Source organism: Streptomyces sp. NPDC059373, from assembly GCF_042751495.1.
Taxonomy (GTDB): domain Bacteria; phylum Actinomycetota; class Actinomycetes; order Streptomycetales; family Streptomycetaceae; genus Actinacidiphila.
In genome coordinates this window covers 15,883-33,230 of record NZ_JBHYXC010000045.1, presented here as the reverse complement: position 1 = coordinate 33,230, position 17,348 = coordinate 15,883, and the positions used below count along the sequence as shown (strand labels likewise).

The 17,348-nt window shown below is 70.2% G+C and carries 16 protein-coding genes; 13 read left to right on the top strand and 3 right to left on the bottom strand.

The window, feature by feature from the left end:
• Positions 1–54: 54 nt before the first annotated feature.
• The 9 genes from ACFXJ5_RS35275 (at position 55) to ACFXJ5_RS35235 (ending at position 9,928) form a co-directional block, all read left to right on the top strand.
• Positions 55–807, top strand: a complete 753-nt coding sequence (locus tag ACFXJ5_RS35275) for a YebC/PmpR family DNA-binding transcriptional regulator (protein WP_384640554.1) — start codon at positions 55–57, stop codon at positions 805–807.
• A gap of 123 nt (positions 808–930) precedes the next feature.
• The gene (gene ruvC / locus ACFXJ5_RS35270) at positions 931–1,446 is read left to right on the top strand and encodes a crossover junction endodeoxyribonuclease RuvC (RefSeq protein ID WP_384640551.1); all 516 of its coding nucleotides are present in this window, start codon (positions 931–933) and stop codon (positions 1,444–1,446) included.
• Entirely contained in the window at positions 1,443–2,054 is a 612-nt protein-coding gene (gene ruvA / locus ACFXJ5_RS35265) for a Holliday junction branch migration protein RuvA (RefSeq protein ID WP_384640549.1), read from the top strand. Before ruvC ends, ruvA begins: the two co-directional genes overlap by 4 nt.
• A 17-nt stretch (positions 2,055–2,071) precedes the next feature.
• Positions 2,072–3,121, top strand: a complete 1,050-nt coding sequence (gene ruvB / locus ACFXJ5_RS35260) for a Holliday junction branch migration DNA helicase RuvB (RefSeq protein ID WP_384640547.1) — start codon at positions 2,072–2,074, stop codon at positions 3,119–3,121.
• Between the two features lie 165 nt (positions 3,122–3,286).
• A complete protein-coding gene (gene yajC, locus ACFXJ5_RS35255; RefSeq protein ID WP_384640545.1) occupies positions 3,287–3,742 on the top strand; it encodes a preprotein translocase subunit YajC in 456 nt (151 codons plus the stop codon).
• Positions 3,743–3,835: 93 nt separating this feature from the next.
• Positions 3,836–5,593, top strand: a complete 1,758-nt coding sequence (gene secD, locus ACFXJ5_RS35250; RefSeq protein WP_384640543.1) for a protein translocase subunit SecD — start codon at positions 3,836–3,838, stop codon at positions 5,591–5,593.
• Positions 5,593–6,732 (top strand): protein translocase subunit SecF, encoded by a 1,140-nt coding sequence (secF, locus tag ACFXJ5_RS35245; protein WP_384640540.1) that lies wholly within the window; start codon positions 5,593–5,595, stop codon positions 6,730–6,732. Before secD ends, secF begins: the two co-directional genes overlap by 1 nt.
• Positions 6,733–6,777: 45 nt before the next feature.
• Entirely contained in the window at positions 6,778–7,338 is a 561-nt protein-coding gene (locus ACFXJ5_RS35240; protein WP_384640537.1) for an adenine phosphoribosyltransferase, read from the top strand.
• A gap of 148 nt (positions 7,339–7,486) precedes the next feature.
• Positions 7,487–9,928 (top strand): RelA/SpoT family protein, encoded by a 2,442-nt coding sequence (locus tag ACFXJ5_RS35235; RefSeq protein WP_384640534.1) that lies wholly within the window; start codon positions 7,487–7,489, stop codon positions 9,926–9,928.
• A gap of 72 nt (positions 9,929–10,000) precedes the next feature.
• On the opposite strand, the gene ACFXJ5_RS35230 is transcribed toward ACFXJ5_RS35235, so the two are convergent.
• Positions 10,001–11,230, bottom strand: a complete 1,230-nt coding sequence (locus tag ACFXJ5_RS35230) for a DUF349 domain-containing protein (RefSeq protein WP_384640531.1) — start codon at positions 11,228–11,230, stop codon at positions 10,001–10,003.
• 225 nt (positions 11,231–11,455) lie between these two features.
• Positions 11,456–12,277, bottom strand: coding sequence for a peptidylprolyl isomerase (locus ACFXJ5_RS35225; RefSeq protein WP_384640529.1), 822 nt, complete (start codon positions 12,275–12,277; stop codon positions 11,456–11,458).
• 174 nt (positions 12,278–12,451) lie between these two features.
• Here ACFXJ5_RS35225 and ACFXJ5_RS35220 point away from each other — a divergent pair, with 174 nt between their 5' ends.
• The 4 genes from ACFXJ5_RS35220 to ACFXJ5_RS35205 all read left to right on the top strand — a co-directional run bounded on the left by ACFXJ5_RS35220 (position 12,452) and on the right by ACFXJ5_RS35205 (position 16,592).
• Entirely contained in the window at positions 12,452–13,168 is a 717-nt protein-coding gene (locus ACFXJ5_RS35220; protein ID WP_384640527.1) for an MBL fold metallo-hydrolase, read from the top strand.
• 14 nt (positions 13,169–13,182) lie between these two features.
• Positions 13,183–14,445 carry a histidine--tRNA ligase gene (gene hisS / locus ACFXJ5_RS35215; RefSeq protein WP_384640524.1) on the top strand — a complete coding sequence of 421 codons (1,263 nt, stop codon included), beginning with the start codon at positions 13,183–13,185 and terminating at the stop codon, positions 14,443–14,445.
• A gap of 112 nt (positions 14,446–14,557) precedes the next feature.
• A complete protein-coding gene (locus ACFXJ5_RS35210; protein WP_384640521.1) occupies positions 14,558–15,199 on the top strand; it encodes a vitamin K epoxide reductase family protein in 642 nt (213 codons plus the stop codon).
• 43 nt (positions 15,200–15,242) lie between these two features.
• On the top strand, positions 15,243–16,592 hold the full coding sequence (locus ACFXJ5_RS35205; RefSeq protein ID WP_384640519.1) for a replication-associated recombination protein A: 1,350 nt from the start codon (positions 15,243–15,245) through the stop codon (positions 16,590–16,592).
• Here ACFXJ5_RS35205 and ACFXJ5_RS35200 read toward each other — a convergent pair.
• Complete coding sequence (locus ACFXJ5_RS35200) at positions 16,589–17,299, bottom strand: DUF2470 domain-containing protein (RefSeq protein WP_384640601.1); 711 nt, start codon at positions 17,297–17,299, stop codon at positions 16,589–16,591. The two genes, ACFXJ5_RS35205 and ACFXJ5_RS35200, sit on opposite strands and share 4 nt — an antisense overlap.
• Positions 17,300–17,348: the final 49 nt, after the last annotated feature.

Here is a 17,348-nt window from a genome sequence, read left to right as displayed (position 1 = left end):
CCGGTAGGATCGCAACCGTTCGTTAAGCAATTGGTGACGTGAAGGAGACGGCGGATGTCCGGCCACTCTAAATGGGCTACGACGAAGCACAAGAAGGCCGTGATCGATGCCAAGCGCGGCAAGCTCTTCGCGAAGCTGATCAAGAACATCGAGGTCGCGGCCCGCACCGGCGGCGCCGACCCGGACGGCAATCCGACCCTCTTCGACGCCATCCAGAAGGCCAAGAAGAGCTCGGTCCCGAACAAGAACATCGACAGCGCGGTCAAGCGCGGCGCGGGCCTCGAGGCCGGCGGCGCCGACTACCAGACGATCATGTACGAGGGATACGGCCCCAACGGTGTCGCGGTGCTCATCGAGTGCCTCACCGACAACCGCAACCGCGCCGCCTCCGACGTCCGGGTCGCCATGACCCGCAACGGTGGCTCGATGGCCGACCCGGGTTCGGTGTCGTACCTCTTCAACCGCAAGGGCGTCGTCATCGTCCCCAAGGGCGAACTCGGTGAGGACGACGTGCTCGGCGCGGTCCTCGACGCCGGCGCCGAAGAGGTGAACGACCTCGGTGAGGCCTTCGAGGTGATCAGCGAGGCGACCGACCTGGTCCCGGTGCGCTCCGCGCTCCAGGACGCCGGCATCGACTACGACTCGGCCGACGCCAACTTCCTCCCCACCATGCAGGTGGAGCTCGACGAGGACGGCGCGCGCAAGATCTTCAAGCTGATCGACGCGCTGGAGGACAGCGACGACGTGCAGAACGTCTTCGCCAACTTCGACGTCTCCGACGAGGTCATGGAGAAGGTCGACGCCTGACGGACGCCTGACGGACGGCAGACGGCGGGCCGGTGGGACACACCCCACCGGCCCGCCGTCGTTGTCCGTGGTACCCGATAGCCTGCGGGAACACAGACATTCGATGGCTGGAGAGGGGGGACCGTGCGTGTGCTCGGCGTGGACCCGGGGTTGACCCGGTGCGGTATCGGAGTGGTCGACGGCGCGCCCGGAAAACCCTTGCGGATGGCGGGAGTCGGGGTCGTACGGACTTCGGCCGACGCGCCGATCGGGGAACGGCTGGTCCTGATCGAGCAGGGCATAGAGGCCTGGCTGGAGGAGTACCGGCCCGAATCGGTCGCCGTGGAGCGGGTGTTCAGCCAGCACAATGTCCGTACCGTGATGGGCACCGCGCAGGCCAGCGCCGTGGCGATGCTCTGCGCGGCGCGCCGCGGGCTGCCCGTGCATCTGCACACCCCCAGCGAGGTCAAGGCCGCCGTCACCGGCAGCGGCCGCGCCGAGAAGGCCCAGGTCGGTGCCATGGTGACCCGGCTGCTCCGGCTCGACGCGCCCCCCAAACCGGCCGACGCGGCGGACGCGCTGGCCCTGGCCATCTGCCACATCTGGCGCGGCACCGCCACCAACCGCCTCCAGCAGATCATCAAGGAGCACAGCAGGTGATCGCCTTCGTCAGCGGCCCCGTCGCCGCCCTCGCCCCCGACGCCGCCGTCATCGAGGTCGGCGGGATCGGCATGGCCGTCCAGTGCGCCCCGAACACGCTGGCCACGCTGCGGATCGGCGAGCCCGCGAAGCTCGCCACCTCGCTGGTCGTACGGGAGGACTCGCTCACCCTCTACGGCTTCGCGGACGACGACGAGCGGCAGGTCTTCGAGCTGCTGCAGACCGCCAGCGGCGTCGGCCCCCGGCTGGCCCAGGCGATGCTCGCCGTCCACAGCCCGGACGGGCTGCGCATGGCCGTGGCGACCGGCGACGAGAAGGCGCTCATCTCCGTCCCCGGCATCGGCAAGAAGGGTGCCCAGAAGCTGCTGATCGAGCTGAAGGACCGGCTCGGCGCCCCCGTCGGCCCCTCCGCCGCCCGCCCGGCGACGGCCGTCGGCCCCGCGTCCTGGCACGAGCAGCTGCACGCCGCCCTCATCGGCCTCGGCTACGCACCCCGCGAGGCCGAGGACGCCGTCGCCGCCGTGACCCCGCAGGCCGAGGCGGCCGCCGAGCCCAACGTCGGCGCCCTGCTCCGGGCCGCCCTGCAGACTCTGAACCGCGCCCGCTGACCGTAAGGCAGAGCCAAGTGAACTGGGACGACACCGACCGCATCGTGGCAGCCGCCGCCGACGGCGAGGACCAGGCCGTCGAGGCTGCTCTGCGGCCGAAGGACCTGGACGAGTTCGTCGGCCAGGAGCGGGTCAGGGAACAGCTCGACCTCGTCCTCAAGGCCGCCCGGGCGCGCGGTGCCACCGCCGACCACGTCCTGCTGTCCGGCGCGCCGGGGCTCGGCAAGACCACCCTCTCCATGATCATCGCCGCCGAGATGGGCGCCCCCATCCGGATCACGTCAGGCCCCGCCATCCAGCACGCCGGCGACCTCGCCGCGATCCTGTCCTCGCTCGCCGAGGGGGAAGTGCTCTTCCTCGACGAGATCCACCGGATGTCCCGCCCGGCCGAGGAGATGCTCTACATGGCCATGGAGGACTTCCGGGTCGACGTCATCGTCGGCAAGGGCCCCGGCGCCACCGCCATCCCGCTCGAGCTCCCGCCGTTCACCCTGGTCGGGGCCACCACCAGGGCCGGACTGCTGCCGCCCCCGCTCCGGGACCGCTTCGGCTTCACCGGGCACATGGAGTTCTACGCCCCCGCCGAGCTGGAGCGCGTCATCCACCGCTCCGCCCGCCTGCTCGACGTCGACATCCAGCCGGACGGCGCCGCCGAGATCGCCGGCCGTTCGCGCGGCACCCCCCGTATCGCCAACCGGCTGCTGCGCCGCGTACGGGACTACGCCCAGGTCAAGGCCGACGGCATCATCACCCAGGAGATCGCGTCCCAGGCCCTCAAGATCTACGAGGTGGACGCCCGCGGCCTGGACCGGCTGGACCGCGCGGTGCTGCACGCCCTGCTCAAGCTGTTCGGCGGCGGGCCCGTGGGGCTGTCGACGCTGGCGGTGGCGGTGGGGGAGGAGCGCGAGACGGTGGAGGAGGTGGCCGAGCCCTTCCTGGTGCGCGAGGGACTGCTGGCGCGTACTCCCCGTGGCCGGATCGCCACCCCCGCGGCCTGGTCGCACCTGGGCCTTGTACCCCCGCAGCAGGGCGGAGGCCCCGGGCAACAGGGGCTCTTCGGCCCTTGACGGCGGGGGGACTCGCCGTCGCCGGAACCGCAGTGCCATGCTGGGCGTTGTTCCAGCGGCGAGCCAGCGCTTAGACTCCGCCGACGCCGTTCCTACCGGAGCGGCACCCACATCCCCGTAAACCAGGCCGGTTCACCCGCGGCCGCGTGAAGGATCGTCCAGACCGTGAGTATTCAGTTTCTTTTCCTGATCGTCGTCATGTTCGGCGCCATGTTCCTCATGACCCGGTCCGCGAAGAACAAGCAGCGCCAGGCCGCAGAGATGCGCAACAAGCTGGAGCCGGGCTCCGGCGTCCGCACGATCGGCGGCATGTACGCCGTCGTGAAGGAGGTCCACGACGACGCGGTCCTCCTGGAGCTCGCGGACGGCGTTCACGCGCACTTCGCCAAGAACGCGATCGGCGCGGTCCTGGACCAGGCTGAGTACGACCGCATCGTGCACGGCATCGAGCCGGTCGAGGCCGACGAGGCCGACGAGGCGGAGGAGACCGGCGACGCTCACGAGACGGAGGCCGGGACCGAGGCCGAGGCCGAGGGGGACGACCGCATCGACCTCAGCAAGTCCGCGGACGACGAGCAGCCGGAGGACGGCCCGAAGACGGACGGAACCGACTCCAAGTAACACTTGGGTCCGATTCACGTCCGTTCGACACTTCGTTGCCGCCCCTGCCGTGCGCGCAGGCTCAGGGGCGGTTGGACAGGGAGAAACGAGAAGGTGGCAGCACCCAAGAAGGGCCGCAGGTCCTCGGGGAGTCAGGGGTACCCCGGGCGGGCTCTGGCAGCGATCCTGCTGGCCATGGTGGCGCTCACCGGGGGGATGTTCCTCTCCGGACACACCACTCCACGGCTGGGCATCGACCTCGCCGGTGGTACGAGCATCACGCTGACGGCCAAGAGCAACCAGCCCAACGCGATCAACAAGACCAACATGAACACCGCGGTGGACATCATCAACCGACGGGTCAATGGTCTTGGAGTCTCGGAAGCCGAGGTTCAGACCCAGGGCAGCAACAACATCATCGTCAACATCCCCAAGGGCACGAACTCCAAGCAGGCCGAGGAGCAGGTCGGCACCACCGCCCAGCTCTACTTCCGGCCGGTGCTCGCCATGACGGCCAACACCCCGGCCTCCGCCTCGGCGTCACCTTCCGCCAGTGCCTCGGGCTCGGCCTCGCCGTCCGCCTCCGCCTCGACGTCGGCCACGTCCACGTCGACGGCCTCCGCCTCGCCCTCCGCGAGCTCCACCAAGCAGGGCCGCGCCGTCACCGACGGCCTGAAGGCGGACTCTGCCGCCTCCGCCACGCCCTCGGCCACGGCTTCCGCCTCGCCGAGCGCGAGCGCCTCCGCGAGCACGGGCACGCTGGACACCTCGATCCCGAACGACCTGGCGACGAAGTTCACCGCGCTGGACTGCAGCGATGCCCAGGCGCGCGCGAACCTCAACCTGAACGCCAAGCCGACCGACAAGATCATCGCGTGCAGCCAGGACGGCGCCGAGAAGTACATCCTCGGCGTCTCCGCGGTCGACGGGAAGAACGTCAAGAAGGCCAGCTCCGGCTATGACACCCAGCAGGGCAACGGCTGGATCGTCACTCTGTCCTTCGACGGCACCGGCTCCAAGGCGTTCTCGAAGATCACCTCGCAGCTGTCCCAGCAGACCGACCCGAACAACCGGTTCGCCATCACGCTGGACAACGAGGTCGTCTCCGCCCCCTCGGTGAGCACGACGCTCAGCGGCAGCGCGGAGATCTACGGCAGCTTCACCCAGACGAGCGCCCAGGACCTGTCCAACGTCCTGTCGTACGGCTCCCTGCCGCTGACCTTCGACCAGTCCGACCTCACCACCGTCTCCCCGGCGGTCGGCGGCGAGCAGCTGCACGGTGGCCTCATCGCCGGCGCGGTCGGCCTCGCCCTCGTCGTGCTCTACCTGCTGGCGTACTACCGCGGCCTGAGCTTCGTCGCCGTCCTCAGCCTCGTGGTCTCCGCGATCCTGACGTACACGATCATGGCTCTGCTCGGCCCGGCCATCGGCTTCGCGCTGAACCTGCCGGCGGTCTGCGGCGCCATCGTGGCCATCGGTATCACCGCCGACTCCTTCATCGTGTTCTTCGAACGCATCCGTGACGAGCTGCGCGAGGGCCGCTCGCTGCAGCCCGCCGTGGCCCGCGGCTGGCCGCGCGCCCGGCGCACCATCCTCGTGTCGGACTTCGTGTCCTTCCTGTCCGCGGCCGTGCTGTTCGTCGTCTCGGTCGGCAAGGTGCAGGGCTTCGCCTTCACCCTCGGCCTGACCACGCTGCTCGACGTCGTCGTGGTGTTCCTGTTCACCAAGCCGCTGATGACGATCCTTGCTCGCAAGAAGTTCTACGCGAGCGGCCACCCCTGGTCCGGGCTCGACCCGCGCGCGCTGGGCGTCCAGCCCCCGCTGCGCCGCGTCCGCCGTCCGGCAGCACGATCCGAAGTCAAGGAGGCCTGATGTCCCGGCTCGGTAATCTCGGGCACCGCCTGCACCGGGGCGAGGTCGCCTACGACTTCGTGGGCAAGCGCCGGCTCTGGTACGGCGTCTCGCTCCTGATCACGCTCGTGGCGGTCATCGGCCTCGTGGTGAACGGGCTCAAGCTCAGCATCGAGTTCTCCGGCGGCGCGGTCTTCACCACGCCCAAGACCTCGCTGTCGGTCAGCGAGGTCCAGAACAAGATCGCGGGCGACACGGGCTCCCGCACCGCCGTCGTGCAGAAGCTCGGCACGGGCAGCCTCCGGATCCAGATCAGCGACGTCGGCACCACCGAGGCCAAGCAGATCCAGTCGAAGATCGCCACGGATCTGGGCCTGAAGGCGCAGGACGTCAACGAGCAGATCGTCGGCCCGAGCTGGGGCCAGGAGATCTCCAACAAGGCCATCGAGGGCCTGGTGATCTTCATGGTCCTCGTGACGATCTACCTCGCGATCGCCTTCGAGTGGCGCAAGGCCATCGCCGCCCTGATCGCCCTGATCCACGACCTCACGATCACCGTCGGCGTGTACGCCATCGTCGGCTTCGAGGTCAGCCCCGGCACCGTCATCGGTCTGCTGACCGTCCTCGGTTACTCCCTCTACGACACCGTCGTCGTCTTCGACGGTCTCAAGGAGACCACCAAGGACATCACCAAGCAGAACCGCTTCACGTACAGCGAGCTCGCCAACCGCAGCCTCAACCAGACCCTGGTGCGTTCCATCAACACCACGGTCGTGGCCCTGCTGCCGGTCGGCGCCCTGCTGTTCGTCGGTGGCGGCCTGCTCGGCGCGGGCATGCTCAACGACATCGCCCTGTCGCTGTTCGTCGGCCTCGCGGCCGGTGCGTACTCCTCGATCTTCATCGCCACGCCGCTGGTCGCGGACCTCAAGGAGCGCGACCCGGAGATCAAGGCGCTCAAGAAGCGTGTCCTCGCCAAGCGGGCGGCCGACGCCCGTAAGGCCGAGACGGCGACCGAGGAGCCGCAGGACGCCGACCACGCGGACGACGACGAGGAACCCGAGGACGCGCACCCCGCGGCCGCCGGGGCGGTCGGCAGCCAGCGGCACCAGCCCGCCTCGCGCAACCGCAGCAAGAACCGCCCCTCCGGCAAGCGCCGCTGAGGGCACGAAGCACCCTGAAGTAACCGAGCAAGGAAACCCAAGAAGATGACCACGACGGACGCAGCCCCGGACGAACTGCGCAGCCTGCTGCTCAGCCGCATCCGGGACGTGCCCGACTACCCGACGCCGGGCGTGATGTTCAAGGACATCACCCCGCTGCTCGCCGACCCCATCGCGTTCAACGCGCTGGTGGACGCCCTGGCCGCGCTCGCCGCGCGCCACGGTGCGGACAAGGTCGTCGGTCTGGAGGCGCGCGGGTTCATCCTCGCCGCCCCCGCCGCCGCCCGGGCGGGCCTCGGCTTCGTACCCGTACGCAAGGCCGGAAAGCTGCCCGGGGCGACCCACGGGCAGGCATACGAGCTGGAGTACGGCACCGCCGAGATCGAGGTGCACCAGGACGCCTTCACCAGCGGCGACCGGGTGCTGGTCATCGACGACGTGCTCGCCACCGGCGGCACCGCCGAGGCCTCGCTCGACCTGATCCGGCGCACGGGCGCCCAGGTCGCGGGGGTCGCGGTGCTGCTGGAGCTGGGCTTCCTCGGCGGGCGCGCGCGACTGGCGCCGGCCCTCGGCGGGGCTCCGCTGGAGGCACTGATCTCCATCTGAGGCAGGCGGCGGAAGGGGAGGCGGGTCCATCACGGACCCGCCTCTTCCCGTTGGGACAGCCGTTGCGCGGGGGACAGGCGGGGGACAGGACGCGGTGATGGCCACCGGATCAGTACCATGGTGTCTCGGACCCCCTTGAGGAGTGCCCTTGCACGACGAGGCCCAGCCGGCCCAGCCAGTCACCGCCGCGGACACTGCCGCACCTGCAGCGCCCGCCGCGTCACCGGCCCCCGCCGACCCGACCGCGCCCGCTGCCCGGCCCGTACGCACCCCCGGCAGCGTCACCCCGGCACGCCCCGCCGCGGCCCCCTCCAACCGTGTCCGCGCGCGCCTCGCCCGTCTCGGCGTCCAGCGCTCCAGTCCGTACAACCCGGTCCTGGAGCCCCTGCTGCGGATAGTGCGCAGCAACGACCCCAAGGGCGACAGCGCCGAGCTGCGCCAGATCGAGCGCGCCTACCAGGTCGCCGAACGCTGGCACCGCGGCCAGAAGCGCAAGAGTGGCGACCCGTACATCACCCACCCGCTCGCCGTCACCACCATCCTGGCCGAGCTCGGCATGGACCCGGCCACGCTGATGGCGGGCCTGCTGCACGACACCGTCGAGGACACCGAGTACGGCCTCGACGCGCTGCGCCGCGACTTCGGCGATCAGGTCGCTCTGCTGGTGGACGGCGTCACCAAGCTGGACAAGGTCAAGTTCGGCGAGGCTGCCCAGGCCGAGACCGTGCGCAAGATGGTCGTCGCCATGGCGAAGGACCCGCGGGTCCTGGTCATCAAGCTCGCCGACCGCCTGCACAACATGCGCACCATGCGTTACCTCAAGCGGGAGAAGCAGGAGAAGAAGGCCCGCGAGACCCTGGAGATCTACGCCCCGCTGGCCCACCGGCTGGGCATGAACACCATCAAGTGGGAGCTGGAGGACCTCGCCTTCGCGATCCTCTACCCCAAGATGTACGACGAGATCGTCCGGCTGGTCGCCGAGCGCGCCCCCAAGCGCGACGAGTACCTCGCCGTCGTCACCGACCAGGTCCAGCAGGATCTGCGAGCGGCCCGCATCAAGGCGACGGTCACCGGACGTCCGAAGCACTACTACAGCGTCTACCAGAAGATGATCGTGCGAGGCCGCGACTTCGCCGAGATCTACGACCTGGTGGGCATTCGCGTACTGGTCGACTCCGTCCGCGACTGCTACGCGGCGCTGGGCACCATCCACGCGCGGTGGAATCCGGTCCCCGGCCGGTTCAAGGACTACATCGCGATGCCCAAGTTCAACATGTACCAGTCGCTGCACACCACCGTCATCGGACCCAGCGGCAAGCCGGTCGAGCTGCAGATCCGCACCTTCGACATGCACCGCCGCGCCGAGTACGGCATCGCCGCGCACTGGAAGTACAAGCAGGAGGCCGTCGCCGGCACCTCCAAGGTCCGCACCGACACGCCCAGGCGCGGCGAGGGCGACGCGATCAACGACATGGCGTGGCTGCGGCAGCTCCTGGACTGGCAGAAGGAGACCGAGGACCCGGGCGAGTTCCTGGAGTCGCTGCGCTTCGACCTCTCGCAGAACGAGGTCTTCGTCTTCACCCCCAAGGGTGACGTCATAGCGCTTCCGGCCGGGGCCACGCCCGTGGACTTCGCGTACGCCGTCCACACCGAGGTCGGCCACCGCACCATAGGCGCCCGCGTCAACGGCCGCCTCGTCCCGCTGGAGTCCACGCTCGACAACGGCGACACGGTGGAGGTGTTCACCTCCAAGGCCGCCGGCGCCGGGCCGTCCCGCGACTGGCTCGGCTTCGTCAAGTCACCGCGTGCCCGCAACAAGATCCGCGCCTGGTTCTCCAAGGAGCGCCGCGAGGAGGCCGTCGAGCAGGGCAAGGAAGCCATCGCGCGGGCCATGCGCAAGCAGAACCTGCCGATCCAGCGGGTGCTGACCGGCGACTCGCTCGTCACGCTCGCGCACGAGATGCGCTACCCCGACATCTCCGCGCTGTACGCGGCGATCGGCGAGGGGCACATCACCGCGCAGTCCGTCGTGCAGAAGCTCGTCGAGGCCCTGGGCGGTGAGGAGGGCGCGACCGAGGACATCGCCGAGGTCACCACCCCCTCGCGCAGCCGCACCAAGCGGCGGAACGCCGACCCGGGCGTCATCGTCAAGGGCGAGAAGGACGTCTGGGTCAAGCTCTCCCGCTGTTGCACCCCCGTCCCGGGCGACCCCATCGTCGGCTTCGTCACCCGCGGCGCCGGGGTCTCCGTGCACCGCGCGGACTGCGTCAACGTCGACTCGCTGGCGCAACAGCCCGAACGCATCATCGACGTCGAATGGGCGCCCACCCAGTCCTCGGTCTTCCTGGTCGCCATCCAGGTCGAGGCCCTCGACCGGTCCCGGCTGCTGTCCGACGTCACCCGCGTCCTGTCCGACCAGCACGTCAACATCCTGTCGGCCGCCGTCCAGACCTCCCGCGACCGGGTCGCCACCTCCCGGTTCACCTTCGAGATGGGCGACCCCAAGCACCTCGGCCACGTCCTCAAGGCCGTACGTGGTGTGGAGGGCGTCTACGACGTGTACCGGGTGACCTCGGCCCGGGCGAAGTAGCGACGCAAGCAGCAGCAAAGCGGCCCCCGGCACGAAACCGTGCGGGGGGCCGCTCCTGCTGTACGGCCGGCTTCAGCCGCCGAACTCCTGGAGCCCCTTCAGAGCCTGGTCGAGCAGCGCCTGGCGTCCCTCGAGCTCCCGCGCGAGCTTGTCCGCCTTGGCGTTGTTGCCCGCGGCACGAGCCGCCTCGACCTGCCCGGACAGCTTGTCCACGGCCGCCTGGAGCTGCCCGGTGAGCCCAGCGGCCCGGGCGCGGGCCTCCGGGTTCGTACGGCGCCACTCCGACTCCTCGGCCTCCTGGATCGCCCGCTCGACCGCGTGCATCCGGGCCTCGATCTTCGGCCGGGCGTCGCGCGGGACGTGGCCGATGGCCTCCCAGCGCTCGTTGATCGTCCGGAACGCCGCGCGGGCGCCCTTGAGATCGGACACCGGAAGGAGCTTCTCGGCCTCGATGGCCAGCTCCTCCTTGCTCGCCAGATTCTCCCGCTGCTCGACGTCCCGCTCGGCGAAGACCTCGGAGCGCGCCGCGAAGAAGACGTCCTGCGCACCGCGGAAACGGTTCCACAGATCGTCCTCGGCCTCGCGCTGGGCGCGCCCGGCGGCCTTCCAGTCGTTCATGAGCTCGCGGTAGCGGGCGGCCGTCGGGCCCCAGTCGGTGGAGCCGGACAGCGACTGCGCCTCCTCGACCAGCTTCTCCTTGGCGCGCCGCGCATCCTCGCGCTGGGCGTCCAGCGAGGCGAAGTGCGCCTTGCGGCGCTTGGAGAAGACCGAGCGGGCGTGGCTGAAGCGGTGCCACAGCTCGTCGTCGGTCTTGCGGTCCAGCCGCGGCAGACCCTTCCAGGTGTCCACCAGCGCGCGCAGCCGCTCGCCGGCCGACCGCCACTGCTCGCTCTCCGCGAGCTGCTCGGCCTCGGCGACCAGTTGCTCCTTGGAGTGCTTGGCCTCGTCGGTCTGCTTGGCCTTGGCGGCCTTGCGCTCCTCGCGGCGGGAGTCCACCAGGCCGACCAGCGCGTCGAGCCGCTTGGACAGCGCGTCCAGGTCGCCCACCGCGTGTGCGCCGTCCACCGAGGCACGCAGGTGCTCGATGGCGGTCAGCGCGTCCTTCGGGGCGAGATCGGTGGTGCGCACCCGGCGTTCGAGGAGGCCGATCTCAACGACGAGGCCTTCGTACTTGCGCTCGAAGTAGGCCAGCGCCTCCTCGGGGGAGCCTGCCTGCCACGAACCGACCTCCCGCTCACCCTCGGCCGTACGCACGTACACGGTCCCCGTCTCGTCGACGCGGCCCCACGGGTCGCTGCTCACGGCAGCCTCCTCACCTGATGTCCGGCTGTCGTAAGGGACCCCGGGCATCTTCCACAGTTTCATCCGGCCAGGGCCACGCCCTGGCAGGTCCGGTGCGCTGCTGAAACTCCTCAGAGCCGGCGCACGCACCCTATACAACCGCCAACATAGGCGACCGGTACCCCGGCTGTCCGCATCCCGCACAGGCGAAATTCACGAACGGCCGGGGCCGGGGCGCCGTTACGGTCAGGACTTGGTGACGGTCGCCTTGTTGATCACGACGGTGGCGTTGGGGGCGCCGTCACCGGTGCCGTTCGCCTCGCCCGCGGCGGCGATCTTGTTCAGGACCGTCATGCCCGAGCTGCTGATCGTGCCGAACGGGGTGTAGCTCGCGGGCAGCGTGCTGTCCTTGTAGACGAGGAAGAACTGGCTGCCGCCGGTGTGCTTGCTGCCGGTGTTGGCCATCGCGACGGTGCCCGCCGGGTACGTGCCCTTGGAGATGGACTTCGCCTTGAGGTTCTCGTCCGGGATCGTGTAGCCCGGGCCGCCGGAGCCCTGCCCGGTCGGGTCGCCGCACTGCAGCACGTAGATGCCCGAGGTCGTCAGGCGGTGGCACTTGGTGTGGTCGAAGTAGCCGTTGTCGGCAAGGAACTTGAACGAGTTCACCGTGTGCGGGGCGTCGGCCGCGTCCATGTTCACGGCGATGTCACCGCAGGTGGTCTTCATGGTGAAGACGTACTTCGCCGTCTTGTCGATGGTGACCGCCGGCTCCTTCTTCCACGTCTTGGTGGCGATGCTGCCGGCAGCCGCCTTCGCGCAGGGGTCGGGTGCCTTGCTGGTCGCGCTCGCGGAGGGGGAGGTGGACGCCGACGCCGCGGCATCGTCCTTCGTACCGCTCCCGAGGCCCAGGGCCCAGGAGGCGCCGCCCGCCGCGACGACGACCGCGACCACTGCGGCGATCACGGCATTGCGCCGCCGGTACTTGGACCGCTCCACGACCCGCCGCTGCTGCTGCCGCTCGAACTTCTCGCGGGCGAGCTGCCGCCGCCGCTGATCCTTCGTGACCACTGCGCCTTCTCCCGATTGCCGGTATTCCGAACGTGATTCCGCGTTCCGGAGATCTTCGCGTCCCCGCGTCCCGTCGTCCAGTGACGTTACTGGTTCGCGACGGCCGTGGCGGCGCCGGTAGGCTCGTGCACTGCTGGACCGCGTAGATCTCCCGTGGACGACAGAAGGACGAACGTGCTTATTGCCGGGTTCCCGGCCGGGGCCTGGGGGACCAACTGCTATGTGGTCGCCCCCGCCGCCGGTGAGGAGTGCGTCATCATCGACCCGGGCCACCAGGCGGCCCAGGGCGTCGAGGAGACCCTCGCCAAACACCGGCTCAAGCCTGTCGCCGTGATCCTCACCCACGGCCACATCGACCATGTGGCGTCGGTCGTCCCGGTCTGCGGGGCCCACGATGTGCCGGCCTGGATACATCCCGAGGACCGCTACATGCTCAGCGACCCGGAGAAGGCCCTGGGGCGCTCGATCGGACAGCAGCTGATGGGCGAGCTGACCGTCGGCGAACCGGACGACCTGAGGGAACTGACCGACGGCAGCAGGCTGCAGCTGGCGGGACTGGACCTGACCGTCGCGCACGCGCCCGGCCATACCAGGGGGTCGGTGACCTTCAGGCTGCCGCAGACCGCCGACATCCCGTCGGTGTTCTTCTCGGGTGACCTGCTGTTCGCCGGCTCCGTCGGACGTACCGATCTGCCCGGCGGCGACACGGCCGAGCTGTACGAGTCGCTGGCCCGCGTGTGCCTGCCGCTCGACGACTCGACCGTGGTGCTGTCCGGCCACGGCCCCCAGACCACCATCGGCCGCGAGCGCGCCGCCAACCCCTACATGGGCGAGGCGGCCCGCGGCCCCGGAGCCGACGGCGACCACGCGGCTCCGCGACGAGGATTGTGACGAGAGAACCTCCCGTGAGCACTTTCAAGGCCCCCAAGGGCACGTACGACCTGCTGCCGCCCGACTCCGCGAAGTTCCTGGCGGTACGCGAGGCCATCGCCGCGCCGCTGCGGAACTCCGGCTACGGCTACGTCGAGACGCCCGGCTTCGAGACCGTCGAACTCTTCGCGCGCGGCGTCGGTGAGTCCACCGACATCGTGACCAAGGAGATGTACACCCTCACCACCAAGGGCGGCGACGAGCTCGCCCTGCGTCCCGAAGGAACCGCCTCCGTCCTGCGCGCCGCGCTGGAGGCCAACCTCCACAAGACGGGAAACCTGCCGGTCAAGCTCTGGTACTCCGGTTCGTACTACCGCTACGAGCGCCCGCAGAAGGGCCGCTACCGGCACTTCTCCCAGGTGGGCGCCGAGGCGATCGGCGCCGAGGACCCGCTGCTGGACGCCGAGCTGATCATCCTCGCCGACCAGGCCTACCGCTCCCTCGGCCTGCGCGAATTCCGCATCCTGCTGAACTCGCTGGGCGACAAGGAATGCCGCCCCGTCTACCGGACCGCGCTCCAGGACTTCCTGCGTGGCCTCGACCTGGATGAGGACACCCGCCGCCGCGTCGACATCAACCCGCTGCGGGTGCTCGACGACAAGCGCCCCGACGTCCAGAAGCAGCTGACCGGCGCGCCCGTGCTGCGCGACTACCTCTGCGACGCCTGCAAGGCCTACCACGAGGAAGTACGGGAGGTGCTGACGTCGGCCGGTGTCGCCTTCGAGGACGACGTCAAGCTGGTGCGCGGCCTGGACTACTACACCCGCACCACCTTCGAGTTCGTCCACGACGGCCTCGGTTCGCAGTCCGCGGTCGGCGGCGGCGGCCGCTACGACGGCCTGTCCGAGATGATCGGCGGCCCCGCCCTGCCGTCCGTCGGCTGGGCGCTCGGCGTGGACCGTACGGTCCTGGCGCTGGAGGCCGAGGGCATCGAGCTCGAACTGCCCCCGACCACCGAGGTGTTCGCCGTCCCGCTCGGCGAGGAGGCCCGCCGCGTCCTGTTCGCCACGGTCACCGAGCTGCGCCGGGCCGGGGTCGCCACCGACTTCGCGTACGGCGGCAAGGGCCTGAAGAACGCCATGAAGTCCGCCAACCGCTCCGGTGCCCGGTACGCGATCGTCGCCGGTGAGCGCGACCTCGCCGAGGGCGTCGTCCAGCTCAAGGATCTGGAGAGCGGCGAGCAGAACGCGGTACCCCTGGCCGAGGTCGTCACGACTCTGCTGGAGAAGCGGGCCTGAATACCGGCCTCGAAAAAACAACGCGACGCGGCCCGGCACTTCCGTCGGGCCGCTAGCGTTGGGCAGTGCGGATCGGCCCGAGCGGCACACGACGGACCTAGGGAACGGCGACATGGTGGCACCAGCGCTTGATGAGGCTCGTACCGGCGACGAGCGGCAGGAACCGGACGGGCGGATCGGTGCGGGCAAGGCCTTCAGCTGGCTGCTCGTGGTCTGCGGCGCGCTCGGCCTGCTGGCCTCGTGGGTCATCGTGATCGACAAGTTCAAGCTGCTCGAGGACCCGAACTTCGTGCCCGGCTGCAGCCTGAACCCGATCATCTCGTGCGGCAACATCATGAAGAGCGAGCAGTCGCACGTCTTCGGCTTCCCCAACCCGATGATCGGCATGGTCGCCTACCCGATCGTCGCCGCCATCGGCATGGGCCTGTTCGCCGGCGCCCGCTACCGCCGCTGGTACTGGCTGGGTCTCCAGGCCGGCACGGTGTTCGGCGTCGGCTTCGTGACCTGGCTGCAGTACCAGTCGCTGTACAGCATCGGCTCGCTGTGCCTGTGGTGCTCGCTTGCCTGGGCCGTCACCATCGCCCTGTTCTGGTACACCGCCGTGCACAACATCAAGCACGGCGTCATCAAGGTCCCCGCCGGGGCGCGGTCGCTGATCCTGGAGTTCCACTGGGTGATCCCGGTGCTCTGGTACGCGATCATCGTCATGCTGATCCTGACCCGCTGGTGGTCGTACTGGAGCACGCTGATCTGAGGCGCGACGGCGTTGTCGGTGCGGTGACATAGGCTTCGATGTCGTGGAGCCCGACCTGTTCACCGCAGCCGCCGAGGACCGCCAGGCCCGTGAACCGGGCGGCAGTCCGCTGGCCGTACGCATGCGCCCGCGCACCCTGGACGAGGTGGTGGGGCAGGGGCATCTGCTGCGGCCGGGATCGCCGCTGCGCCGGCTCGTGGGCGAGGGCGCGGGGGGACCGGCGGGCGCGTCGTCGGTGATCCTGTGGGGGCCGCCGGGGACGGGGAAGACCACGCTGGCGTATGTGGTCAGCCAGGCCACCGAGAAGCGCTTCGTGGAGCTGTCGGCGATCACCGCGGGCGTCAAGGAGGTCCGCGCGGTCATCGAGAGCGCCAAGCAGCAGTCCGGGATGTACGGCCGCGACACCGTGCTCTTCCTCGACGAGATCCACCGCTTCAGCAAGGCGCAGCAGGACACGCTGCTGCCCGCCGTGGAGAACCGCTGGGTCACCCTCATCGCCGCCACCACCGAGAATCCGTACTTCTCGGTGATCTCGCCGCTGCTGTCCCGCTCCCTGCTGCTCACCCTGGAGCCGCTCACCGACGAGGACCTGCGCGGTCTGCTGCGCCGGGCACTCACCGACGAGCGCGGTCTCGGCGGCGCGGTCACGCTGGCCGAGGACGCCGAGGCGCATCTGCTGCGGATAGCGGGCGGCGACGCGCGGCGGGCGCTCACCGCGCTGGAGGCGGGCGCGGGAGCCGCCATGGCGAAGGGCGAGGAGTCGGTCAGCCTCGGCACGTTGGAGGAGACCGTCGACCGGGCCGCGGTGAAGTACGACCGTGACGGCGACCAGCATTACGACGTGGCCAGCGCCCTGATCAAGTCCATCCGGGGCTCCGACGTGGACGCCGCGCTGCACTACCTGGCCCGCATGATCGAGGCCGGCGAGGACCCGCGTTTCATCGCCCGGCGCCTGATGATCTCCGCCAGCGAGGACATCGGCCTGGCCGATCCCACCGCCCTGCCCACCGCGGTCGCCGCCGCCCAGGCCGTCGCCCTCATCGGCTTCCCCGAGGCCGCGCTCACCCTCAGCCACGCCACCATCGCGCTCGCCCTGGCACCCAAGTCCAACGCCGCGACCCTGGCCATCGGCGCCGCCCTCGCCGACGTCCGGGCGGGCAAGGCCGGCCCCGTCCCGCCGCATCTGCGCGACGGGCACTACAAGGGCGCCGCCAAGCTGGGCCACGCCCAGGGCTACGTCTATCCGCACGACGTGACGGGCGGCATCGCCGCACAGCAGTACGCCCCCGACGCCATCCACGGCGCGCGGTACTACGAGCCCACCAGGCACGGCGCCGAGGCGCGGTACGCGGATGTGGTCGAGCGAGTCCGCGAGCGGCTGGCCGGGGACTAGGACTGCTCCGGGTGCGCCACCTCGTACGCCGCCTCGAAGAGGGCGTGCATCTCCCGGTGCAGCTCCTCCGGCCCGCGCACCGGCGACCGGAATTCGAAGCGGGCGTCGAAGGCACCGCCCCTGCCGGTGAAGCGCACCCGCAGCCCGAAACGGTCGAGCGCCAGCGGCACCGCGCGCTCCGGCTCGATCTCGCAGGCACCGCTCGCCAGCGCGCACAGCCAGTCGAGCTGGTCGGCATGCGAGGAGGCCACGTGCTGCAGAAGCTCGGCCTCATGGGCGACCAGCGGGTCGGCCGCCGCCGCGACGAAGTCCTCCGGTGTGACCGGCTCGGCGCCCCACAGGTCGTCCACCGAGGCCTCCCCGACCTCCAGGCGCAGCCATACGCGGCCGGGCCTGGCGGGCAGCTCCCGCGCGCAGGTGAGCCACCCGGCGACCCAGGCGCGGCCCCGGATCCGGTTCGGCACCGCCACCGGGGCGACATCCGTGATCTCCAGCACAGCGGGGAGCTCGTCGGCCTCGGCATGCGTGGCGGCCCGCACCGCGGGCGAATCCGCCGGAAACAGCAGGAAGACGTCGCCGTCGGTGCCGGTGGTCCGCTCACCAGGGGTGATCTCGTCCTGCCGCACCCCGTCGAGGCCGGGAATGACCAGTACCGCCGACGCTGTACTCTGTACGAGAGTTCGTGTGCGTTCGGCTGCTGACGGCAGTCGAGCGGTTTCATGCCCGCTGGGACGCGGCTGACCATGAGCTGATCGG

What these genes read in the sequence shown, in the direction of transcription:
- ACFXJ5_RS35275 (WP_384640554.1), top strand. Translation starts at nt 55, where the DNA reads ATGTCCGGCCACTCTAAATGGGCTACGACGAAGCACAAGAAGGCCGTG.
- secF (WP_384640540.1), top strand. Translation starts at nt 5,593, where the DNA reads ATGTCCCGGCTCGGTAATCTCGGGCACCGCCTGCACCGGGGCGAGGTC.
- ACFXJ5_RS35240 (WP_384640537.1), top strand. Translation starts at nt 6,778, where the DNA reads ATGACCACGACGGACGCAGCCCCGGACGAACTGCGCAGCCTGCTGCTC.
- ACFXJ5_RS35210 (WP_384640521.1), top strand. Translation starts at nt 14,558, where the DNA reads ATGGTGGCACCAGCGCTTGATGAGGCTCGTACCGGCGACGAGCGGCAG.